17 protein-coding genes and 2 tRNA genes are annotated in these 12,870 nt (G+C 65.0%); 17 read left to right on the forward strand and 2 right to left on the reverse strand.

Annotation, left to right across the window (positions count from 1 at the left end):
• Positions 1-5: 5 nt before the first annotated feature.
• The 3 genes from C5B90_RS08875 to C5B90_RS08885 all read left to right on the forward strand — a co-directional run bounded on the left by C5B90_RS08875 (position 6) and on the right by C5B90_RS08885 (position 3,919).
• Complete coding sequence (locus C5B90_RS08875; RefSeq protein WP_115880850.1) at positions 6-2,483, forward strand: RND family transporter; 2,478 nt, start codon at positions 6-8, stop codon at positions 2,481-2,483.
• Positions 2,484-2,723: 240 nt separating this feature from the next.
• Positions 2,724-3,182, forward strand: coding sequence for a zinc ribbon domain-containing protein (locus tag C5B90_RS08880; RefSeq protein WP_115880852.1), 459 nt, complete (start codon positions 2,724-2,726; stop codon positions 3,180-3,182).
• Between the two features lie 20 nt (positions 3,183-3,202).
• The gene (locus C5B90_RS08885; RefSeq protein WP_115880854.1) at positions 3,203-3,919 is read left to right on the forward strand and encodes a TetR/AcrR family transcriptional regulator; all 717 of its coding nucleotides are present in this window, start codon (positions 3,203-3,205) and stop codon (positions 3,917-3,919) included.
• Between the two features lie 30 nt (positions 3,920-3,949).
• On the opposite strand, the gene C5B90_RS08890 is transcribed toward C5B90_RS08885, so the two are convergent.
• Positions 3,950-4,300 (reverse strand): co-chaperone YbbN, encoded by a 351-nt coding sequence (locus C5B90_RS08890; protein WP_115880856.1) that lies wholly within the window; start codon positions 4,298-4,300, stop codon positions 3,950-3,952.
• Positions 4,301-4,506: 206 nt separating this feature from the next.
• Here C5B90_RS08890 and C5B90_RS08895 point away from each other — a divergent pair.
• From C5B90_RS08895 to C5B90_RS08960, 14 genes are all read left to right on the forward strand, one after another.
• Positions 4,507-4,591, forward strand: a tRNA-Ser gene (locus C5B90_RS08895).
• A gap of 23 nt (positions 4,592-4,614) precedes the next feature.
• Positions 4,615-5,118, forward strand: coding sequence for a 30S ribosomal protein S13 (locus C5B90_RS08900; RefSeq protein ID WP_008094948.1), 504 nt, complete (start codon positions 4,615-4,617; stop codon positions 5,116-5,118).
• A complete protein-coding gene (locus tag C5B90_RS08905; protein ID WP_008094949.1) occupies positions 5,115-5,642 on the forward strand; it encodes a 30S ribosomal protein S4 in 528 nt (175 codons plus the stop codon). The genes C5B90_RS08900 and C5B90_RS08905 overlap by 4 nt, the downstream gene beginning before the upstream one ends.
• Positions 5,639-6,031 carry a 30S ribosomal protein S11 gene (locus tag C5B90_RS08910; RefSeq protein WP_004043027.1) on the forward strand — a complete coding sequence of 131 codons (393 nt, stop codon included), beginning with the start codon at positions 5,639-5,641 and terminating at the stop codon, positions 6,029-6,031. Before C5B90_RS08905 ends, C5B90_RS08910 begins: the two co-directional genes overlap by 4 nt.
• 6 nt (positions 6,032-6,037) lie before the next feature.
• Positions 6,038-6,817: a DNA-directed RNA polymerase subunit D gene (locus C5B90_RS08915; protein WP_115880858.1), complete on the forward strand. Its 780-nt coding sequence runs from the start codon at positions 6,038-6,040 to the stop codon at positions 6,815-6,817.
• A gap of 144 nt (positions 6,818-6,961) precedes the next feature.
• A tRNA-Leu gene (locus C5B90_RS08920) sits at positions 6,962-7,046 on the forward strand.
• A 26-nt stretch (positions 7,047-7,072) separates the two neighbouring features.
• Positions 7,073-7,423, forward strand: coding sequence for a 50S ribosomal protein L18e (locus C5B90_RS08925; RefSeq protein ID WP_004043025.1), 351 nt, complete (start codon positions 7,073-7,075; stop codon positions 7,421-7,423).
• Complete coding sequence (locus tag C5B90_RS08930; protein WP_004061328.1) at positions 7,420-7,857, forward strand: 50S ribosomal protein L13; 438 nt, start codon at positions 7,420-7,422, stop codon at positions 7,855-7,857. Before C5B90_RS08925 ends, C5B90_RS08930 begins: the two co-directional genes overlap by 4 nt.
• Entirely contained in the window at positions 7,851-8,249 is a 399-nt protein-coding gene (locus tag C5B90_RS08935) for a 30S ribosomal protein S9 (RefSeq protein WP_004043023.1), read from the forward strand. Before C5B90_RS08930 ends, C5B90_RS08935 begins: the two co-directional genes overlap by 7 nt.
• 12 nt (positions 8,250-8,261) lie before the next feature.
• A complete protein-coding gene (locus tag C5B90_RS08940) occupies positions 8,262-8,456 on the forward strand; it encodes a DNA-directed RNA polymerase subunit N (RefSeq protein ID WP_004061330.1) in 195 nt (64 codons plus the stop codon).
• The gene (locus C5B90_RS08945) at positions 8,453-8,629 is read left to right on the forward strand and encodes a DNA-directed RNA polymerase subunit K (RefSeq protein ID WP_008094957.1); all 177 of its coding nucleotides are present in this window, start codon (positions 8,453-8,455) and stop codon (positions 8,627-8,629) included. Before C5B90_RS08940 ends, C5B90_RS08945 begins: the two co-directional genes overlap by 4 nt.
• Positions 8,630-8,633: 4 nt before the next feature.
• Positions 8,634-9,833, forward strand: coding sequence for a phosphopyruvate hydratase (eno, locus tag C5B90_RS08950; RefSeq protein ID WP_004974537.1), 1,200 nt, complete (start codon positions 8,634-8,636; stop codon positions 9,831-9,833).
• Positions 9,830-10,612: a 30S ribosomal protein S2 gene (gene rpsB / locus C5B90_RS08955; RefSeq protein WP_115880860.1), complete on the forward strand. Its 783-nt coding sequence runs from the start codon at positions 9,830-9,832 to the stop codon at positions 10,610-10,612. The genes eno and rpsB overlap by 4 nt, the downstream gene beginning before the upstream one ends.
• Before the next feature lie 175 nt (positions 10,613-10,787).
• On the forward strand, positions 10,788-11,948 hold the full coding sequence (locus C5B90_RS08960) for a rhodanese-like domain-containing protein (RefSeq protein ID WP_115880862.1): 1,161 nt from the start codon (positions 10,788-10,790) through the stop codon (positions 11,946-11,948).
• Between the two features lie 67 nt (positions 11,949-12,015).
• Here C5B90_RS08960 and C5B90_RS08965 read toward each other — a convergent pair whose 3' ends face one another.
• Positions 12,016-12,834, reverse strand: coding sequence for a VOC family protein (locus tag C5B90_RS08965; protein ID WP_115880864.1), 819 nt, complete (start codon positions 12,832-12,834; stop codon positions 12,016-12,018).
• Between the last annotated feature and the right edge of the window lie 36 nt (positions 12,835-12,870).

A 12,870-nucleotide genomic window follows, 5' to 3' on the forward strand; every position in this document is an offset into this window, starting at 1 on the left:
CCACAATGATAGACTACGAAGTGTACGTCGACCGCCTCGGCGGGTTCATCGTCGAGAACCCCGGGAGAGTCGTGGCGCTGTTCTTCGTGCTGACGCTCGTCTTCGGGGCCGGACTCGGCAACATCTCGACCGACTCCGGCACCTCGCAGTTCACCGAAGACTCGCCCGCACAGGAAGCCCTCGACGACGTCAACCGGGAGTTCTCACCCGCGTTCGAGACGAGTTCGGGGAGCACCCAACTCATCCAACGGGACGATAACGTCCTCTCGAAACCGGCGATGCTCGACATGTTGCGGCTCCAAGAGCGCATCTTGAGCCGGCCCGACCTCCGGGCGACATCCGCGTCGAGCGTCGCGTCCACGGTCGCCCAGACGCTGGACCCGTCGGCGACGACCCTTGACGAACAGATAGACGCGCTCGAATCGGCCTCGCCGAGTGAGGTCCGCGCGGCGGCCAAGCAGGCGACCGCGAACCCGCAGGTCTCGTCGCTCCTGAGCGACGACTTCAACCGCCAGTCCGTCGAGGCCTCCTCGACCATCGGCGTCGTGAGTCACGTGGTACCCGGCCTCTCGTCGAGCGCCGGCACCTCCGGAACCAGCCCGATGACGGGCATCCAAGAGGAGATACAGACGATGACCTCCGTCTCGGACAGCGACATTCGTGTGTTCGGGAGCGGCATCATCTCCGGCGAGTTAGGCAACGTCATCGCCGACTCGCTCCTGCTCGTGGTTCCGGCGGCGGTGCTCCTCATCTTCGGATTCCTCGTCGTCGCCTACCGCGACCCCATCGACCTGCTACTCGGCGTCATCTCGCTCGTCATCGCCGTCATCTGGACGTTCGGGTTCATGGGCCTCGCGGGCATCGCGTTCAGCCAGATGCTCATCGCGGTGCCGCCGCTGTTGCTCGCGGTCGGTATCGACTTCGGGCTCCACGCGGTGAACCGCTACCGCGAGGAGCGCGTCAAAGACTTCGCGCCGGTCCCCTCGATGCGGACCACCATCAAACAGCTCTCGGTCGCGTTCTTCATCGTCACCGGCACGACCGTCCTCGGGTTCCTCGCGAACGCCACAAGCGACCTCGCGCCCATCCGCGACTTCGGTGTCGTCGCGGCGGTCGGTATCATCTTCACGTTCCTCGTCTTCGGGGTGTTCCTCCCCGCGGCGAAGCTCTACGCCGACGAACTCCGCGAGCAGTACAACGTGCCCGAGTTCGCCTCCGCCCCCCTCGGAGGCGAGGGCGGCACGCTCGCGCGAGTCCTGTCCGGCGGCGTCATCATCGGCCGGAAAGCCCCCCGCGCGTTCCTCGTGGTCATCCTGCTCACGACGGTCGTCGTAGGCGCGTACGGAACTGGCGTCGACACGACGTTCTCCCAGGAGGACTTCCTCCCGCCGGAGGACCAACCCGCCTACCTCCAACAGCTTCCCGAGCCGTTCAAACCCGGCGTCTACACCGTCACGAAAGACCTGAACTACCTCGAAGACAACTTCGAGAGCACGCAGGGTGACAGCGTGACAATATACATCGAGGGACAGTTACGACAGGACTCGTCCCTCGAGATGATTCACCGCAACGGCGAGGACCCGCCAGAGTCGTTCGTGACGGACGACCGCCGCGCGGAGGCGACGAGCATCGTCACGGTCATCCAGAGCTACGCGGAACAGAACCCCGAGTTCGCCGCGCTCGTCGCCCGGAACGACGCCGATGGTAACGGCATCCCCGACGACAATCTCGAGACGATATACGACGAACTCCTCAGTTCGCCGGTATCGGACCAGGCGTCGTCGTACATCACGGAAGACTACCGGCAGACGCGCATCGTCTACACCGTCGAGGGCGACGCCACGCAGGACGAAATCGTCGCCGACGGGAACGCCGTCGCCGAGCGCCTCCGTATGGACGCCACAGCGACGGGGAGCACCGTCGTCTTCAAGGGTGTCTCCGACACGATTCTACTGTCGGCCATCGAGAGCCTCACCGTCGCGCTCGCCGCGACTGCGCTGTTCCTGGTGTTCATCTACCAACTGCTCGAAGGGCAGTGGACGCTCGGCGTGGTGAACCTCGTGCCCATCGTCGTCTCCATCGCGCTCCTCGCCGGGACGATGCGCTATCTCGGCATCCCGCTGAACGCGTTGACGGCGACGATTCTCTCTATCGCCATCGGGCTGGGTATCGACTACTCCGCCCACGTGGTCCACCGGTTCGCCGACGAGTACAACACCGAAGGTCACGACCTCGACGAGGCGCTTCGGCTGACCGTCGGCGGGACCGGGGGCGCACTCACCGGGAGTATGCTCACCACGACCACGGGCCTCGGCGTCCTCGCCATCGCCATCACCCCCGTCCTCGGACAGTTCGGGGTCGTGACCGCGCTGAGTATCTTCTACTCGTATCTCACCGCGCTCCTCGTCACGCCCTCGGCCATCGTCCTCTGGGAGCGGTTGACCCAGCAGGACACCGCCACCGCGGTACCAACGTCCCCCTGACGCATCGCCTTCCCAAATTCAGTTTGCCCCTGCCCCGGCCCCCACGCCCGCATCGCTCGCAAACCAGCCCACACGGACGAACCGCACGCCAAACAGCCCACACGGACGAACCGCACGCCAAACAGCCCGCGAGGAACCGCACGCCAAACAGCCCACGACGAATCGCACACGACCCGGCAACCACTTCCACGACACACCACGAACGGAACCCTCATGAGCGAGAATCAATCGAGTCCACGTATGTCCGCACTCACGAAGGTCCGCCCCTGGCTCGCCGCGATACTCGGGCTGGCGATCACCGGGCTCGGCCACCTGTACCTGCGACGCTGGCGGCGGGCCGCGATGTGGGTGCTTCTCACCCTCGCGGTGTCCGCGCTGTTCGTCCCCCCGGAGGCGCTCGAATCGCTGTCCAACGCCGGGACGATGCCGCCGTCGGAGTTCGTATCGATTCTCACGGAACTGCTTCCCATCCTCGCGGTGAGCCTCGTGAGCGTCCTCGACGCCTTCTTCCTCGGCCTACAGCAGGCCGCCGAGCGGGCAGCGCGCTCCGCCGCTGACGCCGCCGACGACTCGGTGGCGGCCGTTTCCGACTCCGATTCGGACGCTGTCACGTGCCCCGAATGCGGCCGCGAGGTCGACGCAGACCTCGACTTCTGTCACTGGTGTACCACCCGCCTCGACGAACCAACTGACGACTGAGAATCCCAACGAGACACATCATGGACGACGACCGAATCGACACCGGACGAAGCGAGACCGAGCAGGCGATTATGGACGCCACGCTCCGGGCACTCGCGAAACACGGCTACGCCGACCTCTCGATAAAGAACATCGGCACGGAGTTCGAAAAGAGCACGTCGCTTCTGTACTACCACTACGAGAACAAAGACGAACTCCTGCTCGCGTTCCTCGACTACATCATCGACCTGTTCGTCGAGACCATCGACCCGGAGGCCGACGACCCCGATGCAGAGCTTCGGGAGTTCGTCGAGTACGTCCTCCCGCAGGAGGGTGACCTTTCGACCTGCGAGACGATCCCCCCCGGCGTTCCGGAGGTAGTCGCGGACAATGGCAGCGTTGACCCGTTCCAGCGGGCCATCTTCGAACTCCGCACGCAGACCGTCCACGACGAGCAGTACCGAAAGAAGTTCCGGCGCATGGAGACGCACATGGTCGAGACAGTCGCGACGCTCATCGCTCGGGAGATGGAGTCGGGCCACTACCGCGAGATGAACGCCGAGATGATGGCCGAGAATCTGATGGCCTTCCTCTTTCGGAGTCTGGACGTGCGCGTCACCGGGACGCGGCTCGAATCGGCGTACGCGATGCGCGACTCGGTGTACTTCCTCCTCGACAACGTGATGCCGAAAGGGAGCCACCCGGGCGAGGCCGCCGCGCGAGACGCCGACGGTGATGACGCGGACTACGACGCGTAACCCGCGTCGCCGCCGCGCCGAACGGACTCCTTATCGCTCTTCGTTCTCGACGAAGTCGACGACCGCCTGCGCGCCCTGAAATCCGTCGGCGAGGCGGTCGACGAGTTCGCCATCTTCGAACAGGAGGAGCGTCGGGACGCTCCGAATCGTGAACCGCTCCGCGACCGACATGTCCGTCTGCGGATTTATCATCGCGACGACCACGTCGGTCGCCTTCGCGACGTTGCCCAGTACCGGCTCGATGCTCTGGCACAGCGTGCAGCCCTTGGTGTAGATGTCGAGGAGGACGCGGTCGTGCTCGTCAACGAGGGCGTCGAGCTCCTCGGCGGTCTCGATTCGGACCGGCTTCGTCGCCTCGGTAGCGGGCTCTGTCGAACTCATTGACGGGAATACGTAACCGTAGTTATTATGATTTTGGTGGGATTGTGTATCACACCACAATTCGGCAGCGAGCGGCGGTGACTCGGGCTGTCACGCGAGGGGGCTTTCGTGATGTTTAAGTAATGCCCCCGTCTCGTAACGGATGCAATCGATGTAGGGGAATGTCGTCCCCGAGTCCGGAAGGGCGAAACTAACACGACCGAAGTGTTGCGGTAGCCAAGCCTGGCCCAAGGCGCTGGGTTGCTAACTCAGTGGCGTCAAGCCCCCGGGGTTCGAATCCCCGCCGCAACGCTCACAACACGACTTCCAAAGTCATGAGTGCAGAAGAACCACAGGACGGCTCTCCGGAGGAGGAAGAGGACCTCCGTTACTTCATCCGAATTGGTCAGACCGACCTTGACGGAACGAAGACGGTAGAGCGCAGTCTGTCGGATATGAAGGGTATCGGCAAGCGCACAGCGCGCATCATCGCCGACGCCGCGGAAGTGGACCGAACGGCGCTGTTCGGTAAACTCCCCGAAGACGAGATCGACGCCGTTGTCGATGTCGTCGAGAACTTTGAGGACCACGCCCCCGAGTGGATGGCAAACCGACGGAAGGACTTCTTCTCCGGTGAGACCGACCACATCACGGGTTCGGACCTCGAAGAAAAGCGGCGGCATGATATCAACCGCATGAAGATGATCAGCTCCTACAAGGGCGTTCGACACCAGCGCGGCCAGAAGGTTCGCGGCCAGCGGACGAAGTCCACTGGACGTACCGAAGGCACCATCGGTGTCAACGTCGAGGAGATCAAGGAGGCGCAGGCTGAAGAATGACGACGGGTAACAACACCAAGTTCTACGAGACCCCGAACCACCCGTTCCAGGGCGAGCGCATCGCGCAGGAATCGGACCTCCTCTCTCGGTACGGTCTCAAGAACAAGGAAGAACTCTGGCGCGCGCAGTCCGAACTGCGCAACCTCCGCCGCGAGGCGCGACGCCTCCTCGGCGAGGCCCAGGGTGACGTCGAAGAAGCCGAGTCGCTCGGTGCCGAGTTCATGGCGCGCATGCGCCGCTACGGCATCCTCTCTGCGGAGGACGACATCTCCCAGACGCTGCGTCTCGACGTGACCGACATCCTCGAACGTCGGTTCCAGACGGTCGCCTACCGCAAGGGGCTCGCACAGACGCCCCAGCAGGCCCGTCAGTTCATCGTCCACGGTCACGTGACCGTCGGCGGTGCTCGGACGACCGTCCCCTCCCGCAAGGTCGAGGTCGACGAAGAAGACACCGTGGCGTTCGACGAGACGTCGAAGCTCGCGGATGAACTGCACCCTGAGCGCGCGGAGGCCCAAGAATGAGCGAATCCGAAACCGGTGACAAGTGGGGCATCGCCCACGTTCACGCATCGTTCAACAACACGCTCATCACGGTGACTGACATCACGGGCGCCGAGACGATCGTCAAGTCGTCCGGTGGTTCCGTCGTCAAGCAGAACCGTGACGAGGCATCTCCGTACGCGGCCATGCAGATGGCAGAGAGCGTCGCCGACCAGATCAAGGCGGCCGGTATCGCTGGTCTGCACGTCCGCGTTCGCGGTCCCGGTGGCAACGGTAACAAGAGCCCCGGACCCGGCGCACAGGCAACGATTCGCGCCCTCGCTCGCGCCGGTCTCGAGATCGGTCGCATCGAGGACGTGACGCCGATTCCGCACGACGGAACTCGCGCGCCGAAAAACAGCCGACTCTAACACACCATGGTAAACGACTTCCAGGTCGAGTTCATCGAACGCGAAGACCGACGCGCCCGTTTCGTTGCGCGCGGTCTGACCCCGGCGCTAGCCAACGGCATTCGCCGGGCGATGGTCGCCGACGTGCCGACGTTCTCCATCGAAACCGTTCGGTTCGTGGAGAACACCTCGGTCATGTTCGACGAGATGATCGGGCTTCGTCTCGGTCTGGTTCCGTTGACCACGCCTCTCGACGACTTCGAGCCCGGTGACACCGTCACCGTCGCGCTCGAAGTCGACGGGCCGGCAACCGCCTACTCCGGGGACATCGAATCCGCGGACGACATGGTCGTCCCGGCGGACGAGAACATCCCCATCATCGAGCTGAAGGAGGGCCAGCGCCTCGAGTTCGAGGCCGACGCCGTCCTCGGCTACGGAAAGGACCACGCCAAGAACCAAGGCGGGGTCGCCGTCGGCTACCGACACGTCCAGCGCGTGGAGGTCGTCGGCGACGCCGGCGAGTTCGATGAACAGGAGCCGAACATCCTCCGTGGCGTCATCGAAGAGGCCGCGGCGGAGCACGCCGAGGGGGACGCCGAAGACGGCGACCTCGTCGCGACGGAAACGTTCGGCAACGACCTGACGGAGCGGTACCCCGGTAAAGAGGTCGAAGTACACGACGTGCCCGGAGCGTTCGTCTTCAGTGTGGAGACGGACGGTTCGTTCGACGTCGACGAGCTCGTGACCCGCGCAGTCGCCTCCTTGGGTGACCGCGCGGCCGAGCTCGAAGAGAAGGTCGCACTGTAAGAATGAACACTGCCCCGTCTCAACACCGACGTTCGCCCGCCCTGCGAGGGGTCACAGCCACCGATAGCGTGGCGTGTGACACCCTCACGGCGGCGGGTCGGACCGAAGGTGTTTTTACGGGGCATGAAGTACAGCGGAATGCTTGCAGGGATAGCCAAGTCTGGCCAACGGCGCAGCGTTCAGGGCGCTGTCTCATAGGAGTCCGCAGGTTCAAATCCTGCTCCCTGCACTCCGCTTTCTCTCTGGAGGTAGACAATGAGTAAGACGAACCCGAGACTCAACAGTCTCATCGCCGAGCTGAAGGCGGTCTCGCGTGAGTCCGGTGCCAACGTCTGGCAGGATGTCGCGGACCGTCTCGAAAAGCCACGGCGCACCCACGCGGAAGTCAACCTTGGTCGTATCGAACGATACGCTCAGGAAGACGAGACCGTCGTCGTGCCCGGCAAGGTGCTGGGTAGCGGTGTGCTGCAGAAGAACGTCACAGTCGCGGCCGTGGACTTCTCGTCCACCGCTCGAAAGAAGATCGAGCAGGTCGGCGACACCGTGACGCTAGAACAACTCGCTGAACAGAACCCCGACGGGTCCAACGTACGGGTGATCCGATGAGCCTCGCAGAATTCGACGCAGACGTCGTCGTCGACGCTCGAAACTGCATCGTCGGCCGCGTCGCCTCGGAGGTCGCACAGCGCGCCCTCGCAGGCGAGACGGTCGCCGTCGTCAACGCGGAAGACGCCGTCATCACGGGCTCGGAAGAGGACGTGATGGCCAAGTACAGAAAGCGCGTCGAAGTCGGTTCGGACCAGGGTCCGTACTACCCGAAGCGTCCCGACCGCATCTTCAAGCGTGCCATCCGCGGCATGCTTCCGTACAAGAAGCCCCGCGGCCGCGAGGCGCTCTCGAACGTCCGCGTCTACGTCGGCAATCCGTACGACGAAGACGGCGAGATGCTCGAAGACACCTCGCTGGACCGCCTTTCGAACATCAAGTTCATCTCGCTCGGAGAGGTCTCCGAGAAGCTGGGTGCTAACGTCACATGGTAACGAACACGTCCGGTAAGAAGAAGACCGCAATCGCCCGCGCCACCGTGCGCGAGGGCGAAGGTCGAGTCCGAATCAACTCCCAGCCGGTCGAGCTGGTCGAGCCGGAGATGGCCCGCCTCAAGATGCTGGAACCGTTCCGCATCGCAGGCGAGGACCTCCGCTCGCAGGTCGACATCGACGTGCGCGTCAACGGCGGCGGCGTGGCCGGTCAGGCCGACGCAGTCCGTACCGCGCTCGCTCGTGGCCTGGTGCAGTACCTGAACGACGCGGAGCTTCGCGACGCGTACATGGAGTTCGACCGCTCGCTTCTGGTCAACGACGTTCGCCAGTCCGAACCCAAGAAGTGGGGCGGACCGGGCGCACGCGCTCGTTACCAGAAGTCCTACCGCTGAGGTGATCTAACCATGATGATTCCCGTCCGGTGTTTCACCTGCGGCACAGTGATAGGCGAACACTGGGACGAGTTCAAAGCCCGTGCTCGCGAGGGAGACGAGGACCCCGCTGACGTCCTCGACGACCTCGGAGTCACGCGTGCCTGCTGCCGGCGGATGATGGTGTCGCACAAGGACCTCGTGGACGTCGTATCTCCCTACCAATGATTCAACGGTACAACCGGTACGAGAAGGCACGCATCCTCGGCGCACGAGCGCTGCAGGTATCCTACGGCGCGCCCGTACTCGTCGATTCGGAACAGACCGAACCGATATTAATCGCCGCTGAGGAGTACGACGCAGGTGTACTTCCGTTCACCGTCAAACGAGAGGGTAAGTGACAACATGACTCGAATCACATCCGTAGCTCTGCGCCGCGTACTCGACTCCCGTGGAAACCCGACGGTCGAAGCCGACGTGCTCACCGAATCCGGTGGGTTCGGTCGCGCTGCGGCCCCGAGTGGGGCATCCACCGGCGAGTACGAGGCAATCGAACTGCCGCCGACCGAAGCCATCGCCGCCGCGCGGCGACACGCTGTCCCCCGACTCGTGGACGAGGTCCACGCGGGCAACCAGCGCGAGGTCGACGCGACGCTCCGCGCCGCAGACGGCTCCGAGAACTTCTCGGAAATCGGCGCGAACAGCGCGGTCGCCATCTCGATGGCGGCCGCCAAGGCCGGTGCCGACGTGCTCGGTGCACCCCTGTACCAGCACCTCGGTGGCGCGTTCCGCGGCGACAACTTCCCGACGCCGCTCGGGAACGTCATCGGTGGCGGTGAACACGCCAAGGAAGCGACGAACATCCAGGAGTTCCTCGCCGCGCCCGTCGGCGCGCCGAGCGTCTCCGAAGCCGTCTTCGCCAACGCGAAGGTCCACGCCCGCGCGTCCGAGATTCTCGACGAGCGCGGCGTGCCCGCCGCGAAGGGCGACGAGGGTGCGTGGGCACCGCCGGTATCCGACGCCGACGCGTTCGAGATCATGTCCGAAGCGGTCTCCGACGTCGAGGACGAACTCGGCTTCGAGATTCGCTTCGGCCTCGACATCGCGGCCTCGGAGATGTTCGAAGACGGCGTCTACCACTACGGTGACGAGACGAAGACGACCGACGAGCAGATCGACTACGTCGCCGAGATGGTCGACGAGTACGACCTCGTCTACGTCGAAGACCCCCTCGACGAGAACGACTACGAGGGCTTCGCGGAACTCACAGAGCGCGTGGGCGACCGCACGCTCATCTGCGGTGACGACCTGTTCGTCACCAACGTCGACCGTCTGCAGGACGGCATCGACGTGGGCGCCGCGAACTCCATCCTCATCAAGCCGAACCAGATCGGGACGCTGACCGACGCGTTCGACGCCGTCGAACTGGCCTCCCGAAACGGGATGGACGCCGTCATCTCTCACCGCTCCGGTGAGACGGAAGACGCGACCATCGCACACCTCGCCGTCGCAACCGACGCGCCGTTCATCAAGACTGGCACGGTGCAGGGCGAGCGAACCGCCAAACTGAACGAACTCATCCGCATCGCGGACGACGCAGTATGAGCGACAACGAAAACGACGCGGTGGAGGTCGCCGACGAGGAACCCGAGACGGAGACCGAAGCGGTCGCCGAGACGGAACCCGCCGAGGCCGCCACCGAAGACGAGACAGTAGAGACCGCTGAGGCGGCCGACGAAGCCGCCGAAGCCGAAGAAGCAGAGCCGGAACCGGCCTTCGACGAGGACGTTATGCCCGACGAAGACGCCGACCTGCTCATCCCGGTCGAGGACTACCTGGCCGCCGGTGTCCACATCGGTACCCAGCAGAAGACCAAGGACATGGTCCGGTTCATCCACCGTGTCCGCGACGACGGGCTCTACGTGCTCGACGTCAGCCAGACTGACTCGCGAATCCGCACCGCCGCGGACTTCCTCGCGAACTACAGTCCGGAGCAGATTCTGGTCACGTCCTCGCGCCAGTACGGTCGCTTCCCGGCCGAGAAGTTCGCCGACGCCGTCGGCGCTCGCGCCCGCACGGGCCGCTTCATCCCGGGAACCCTGACGAACCCGGACTACGCCGGCTACATCGAACCCGACGTGGTCGTCGTCACCGACCCGATTGGTGACGCGCAGGCCGTCAAAGAGGCCATCACGGTCGGCATCCCGGTCATCGCGATGTGCGACTCCAACAACCAGACGTCGAACGTCGACCTCGTCGTCCCGACGAACAACAAGGGTCGACGCGCGCTGTCGGTCGTCTACTGGCTCCTCGCCAACGAGACGCTCGACCGCCGCGGCTCCGACACCGTCTACGCCCTCGAAGACTTCGAGGCCGAACTGTAGTCCGGGACGACCTTTCGATTCGACTTTTCTGAGGCCCGCCTGGTGAGCGGCGGCGCTGTCGCTCCATTCGATACAGTCACGACGCCGCCGACCGCGCGTCGGGTCGACGCCACGCGAGACCACAGACCCGCGTCCGCCACAAACGGTTTTGTGCGTCGTTCCCATAGCTAAACACATGAGTAAACTCCTCCACCAACTCACCGTGACCGAACTCGCGGACCGACTCGACGCGGGCGATTCGTTCACCGTGGTCGACACGCGACCACCGGAGAGCTTCGAGTCGTGGCACATCGAGGGCGCGGTCAACGTCCCCTTCCACCCCGTCGACGGACTCGGCGGCGACTGGGATTGGGACCGCGTCGACGACCTCGCCGCGGAGGGGCCGGTCGTCGCCATCTGCGGGAAAGGGCTGTCTTCGACGTCGTTCGGCTTCGAACTCGCGGCGCGCGGCTACGACGACGTGGAGGTCGTCAAAGGCGGCATGGAGGACTGGAGCAAACTGTACGAGGTGGTCGAACTCGACACCGGCGACGACGACCTGTTCGTCGCGCAGGTCCAGCGCCGCGCGAAGGGCTGTCTGGGCTACGTCGTCGGCTCGCGGTCGGCCCGCGAGGCGGTCGTCGTGGACGCGACCCGGCAGGTCCACGAGTTCGAACTCGTCGCCGCCGACGCCGGCATGACGGTCGCCGGTGTGCTCGACACGCACGTCCACGCCGACCACGTCTCGGGCGGCCGGGCCCTCGCCGACCGACTCGGCGTGCCGTACTACCTCGGGTCGAACGCGACGGACCGCGACGTCGAATACGAGTTCACCGCGCTGGACGACGGCGAGACGCTGGCCGTCGGTGACTACGATATCGAAGCGATTCACGCGCCGGGCCACACCTCGGACATGACGAACTACCTCGTCGACGGTCGGTTCCTCCTCACCGGCGACACGCTGTTCGTCGAGTCGGTCGGCCGGACGGAACTCCAGTTCGGCGACGCCGACGCGGCGACGGGCGCGGAACTCCTCTACGAGACGCTCCACGACACGCTGTTGTCGCTCCCCGACGAGACGCGCGTCCTCCCCGGCCACGTCTCAGTCGGGGCGGACGGGCGCTACGGCGTCGCCGCACCGGGCGAACTCGTGAGCGCGACGCTCGGCGACCTGCGCGCGGACCTCGACCTCCTGTCGATGGACGAGTCGGCGTTCGTCGACCGCGTGGCCGGAGACACGCCCGAAAAGCCCGCGAACTACGAGCGCGTCATCGCCATCAACACCGGGCGAGCCTCGGTCGGCGACGAGGAGGAGGCGACCGAACTCGAACTCGGACCGAACAACTGCGCCGCCTGAGCGACTCCTCTGATTCGGTCGGTGATTTTCAGGCAATAGAGGGCGGGTCAGAGCGATAGAGAATGATTCAGGGGAGTTCCACCACGCCCAACCGACCTTCGAACAGGTCGTGGTCGAACCACGCCATGTGGCGGTCACTGTAGCGAATCCGGGGACCGAGCGACAGCGAGTTGCGCGCCCGGTCGAGGTCGGTGACGCCGACGAGGAACGCGCACGGTCCCTCGCCAACCTCGTCGATGCGCTCCCCGAGCGCGCCGTCGCCGGGTTCACATAGAGCGAGTGGTGTGCCGGGAAGGACGGCAAACTCGGAGAACGGCCCGTTGATATCGACCGGCGAGGGGTAGCGATGTCGCCGGGCGAACAGCGCCGCGGTCGTCTCGCGGTCCCGGGTGGCGACGACGACGGTGTGGAGTCCGCGGATGGCGGCGTTTCGCACGGCTTTCGGGACGCGGTAGCTCCGCGGGGTGCGGTCGCGGATGAAGAAGGGAAGTCGCTGGTCCGCGCCCTCGAAGCACATGTCCCACTCGACGAGGCGACCGTCCGGCCGGGCGCGGGAGGCCTCGTGGGGGCCGTCGACGGGGAGACCGGCATCGATGGCGCTTTTGGCGGTGGCGGCAGCGTCGTCGGTCTCCAGACACCACGATGCGGGGCCGGCGTCGGCCGCGAGGTGGTCTGGCCAGAATCCGGCGTCCGCCGCGTCGGTTCCGAGCGTCGGCGCGATGAGTTCGAGGTACGACCCGTCGGGGAACGGGACGACGGCCATGTGCGTCGTTCCAGTCCCGTGTTCGCCGCCGTACGTCGGCGTGAGACCGACCTCGTTCGCGGCCGCCCGGAGTTCGTACAGTTCGGTACCACCGAACGCGACGTGGTCGATGGTTCGGTCCATACGCCCCCCACGTCAGACTCAGTATAGTGTTTAGGG

This window comes from Haloferax sp. Atlit-12N, from assembly GCF_003383095.1.
Lineage (GTDB): Archaea > Halobacteriota > Halobacteria > Halobacteriales > Haloferacaceae > Haloferax.

Excerpts from the sequence above, each read along its gene's own strand:
- C5B90_RS08875 (WP_115880850.1), top strand. The coding sequence starts at position 6 with ATGATAGACTACGAAGTGTACGTCGACCGCCTCGGCGGGTTCATCGTC.
- C5B90_RS08880 (WP_115880852.1), top strand. The coding sequence starts at position 2,724 with ATGTCCGCACTCACGAAGGTCCGCCCCTGGCTCGCCGCGATACTCGGG.
- C5B90_RS08885 (WP_115880854.1), top strand. The coding sequence starts at position 3,203 with ATGGACGACGACCGAATCGACACCGGACGAAGCGAGACCGAGCAGGCG.
- C5B90_RS08890 (WP_115880856.1), bottom strand. The coding sequence starts at position 4,300 with ATGAGTTCGACAGAGCCCGCTACCGAGGCGACGAAGCCGGTCCGAATC.
- C5B90_RS08900 (WP_008094948.1), top strand. The coding sequence starts at position 4,615 with ATGAGTGCAGAAGAACCACAGGACGGCTCTCCGGAGGAGGAAGAGGAC.
- C5B90_RS08905 (WP_008094949.1), top strand. The coding sequence starts at position 5,115 with ATGACGACGGGTAACAACACCAAGTTCTACGAGACCCCGAACCACCCG.
- C5B90_RS08910 (WP_004043027.1), top strand. The coding sequence starts at position 5,639 with ATGAGCGAATCCGAAACCGGTGACAAGTGGGGCATCGCCCACGTTCAC.
- C5B90_RS08915 (WP_115880858.1), top strand. The coding sequence starts at position 6,038 with ATGGTAAACGACTTCCAGGTCGAGTTCATCGAACGCGAAGACCGACGC.
- C5B90_RS08925 (WP_004043025.1), top strand. The coding sequence starts at position 7,073 with ATGAGTAAGACGAACCCGAGACTCAACAGTCTCATCGCCGAGCTGAAG.
- C5B90_RS08930 (WP_004061328.1), top strand. The coding sequence starts at position 7,420 with ATGAGCCTCGCAGAATTCGACGCAGACGTCGTCGTCGACGCTCGAAAC.
- C5B90_RS08935 (WP_004043023.1), top strand. The coding sequence starts at position 7,851 with ATGGTAACGAACACGTCCGGTAAGAAGAAGACCGCAATCGCCCGCGCC.
- C5B90_RS08940 (WP_004061330.1), top strand. The coding sequence starts at position 8,262 with ATGATGATTCCCGTCCGGTGTTTCACCTGCGGCACAGTGATAGGCGAA.
- C5B90_RS08945 (WP_008094957.1), top strand. The coding sequence starts at position 8,453 with ATGATTCAACGGTACAACCGGTACGAGAAGGCACGCATCCTCGGCGCA.
- eno (WP_004974537.1), top strand. The coding sequence starts at position 8,634 with ATGACTCGAATCACATCCGTAGCTCTGCGCCGCGTACTCGACTCCCGT.
- rpsB (WP_115880860.1), top strand. The coding sequence starts at position 9,830 with ATGAGCGACAACGAAAACGACGCGGTGGAGGTCGCCGACGAGGAACCC.
- C5B90_RS08960 (WP_115880862.1), top strand. The coding sequence starts at position 10,788 with ATGAGTAAACTCCTCCACCAACTCACCGTGACCGAACTCGCGGACCGA.
- C5B90_RS08965 (WP_115880864.1), bottom strand. The coding sequence starts at position 12,834 with ATGGACCGAACCATCGACCACGTCGCGTTCGGTGGTACCGAACTGTAC.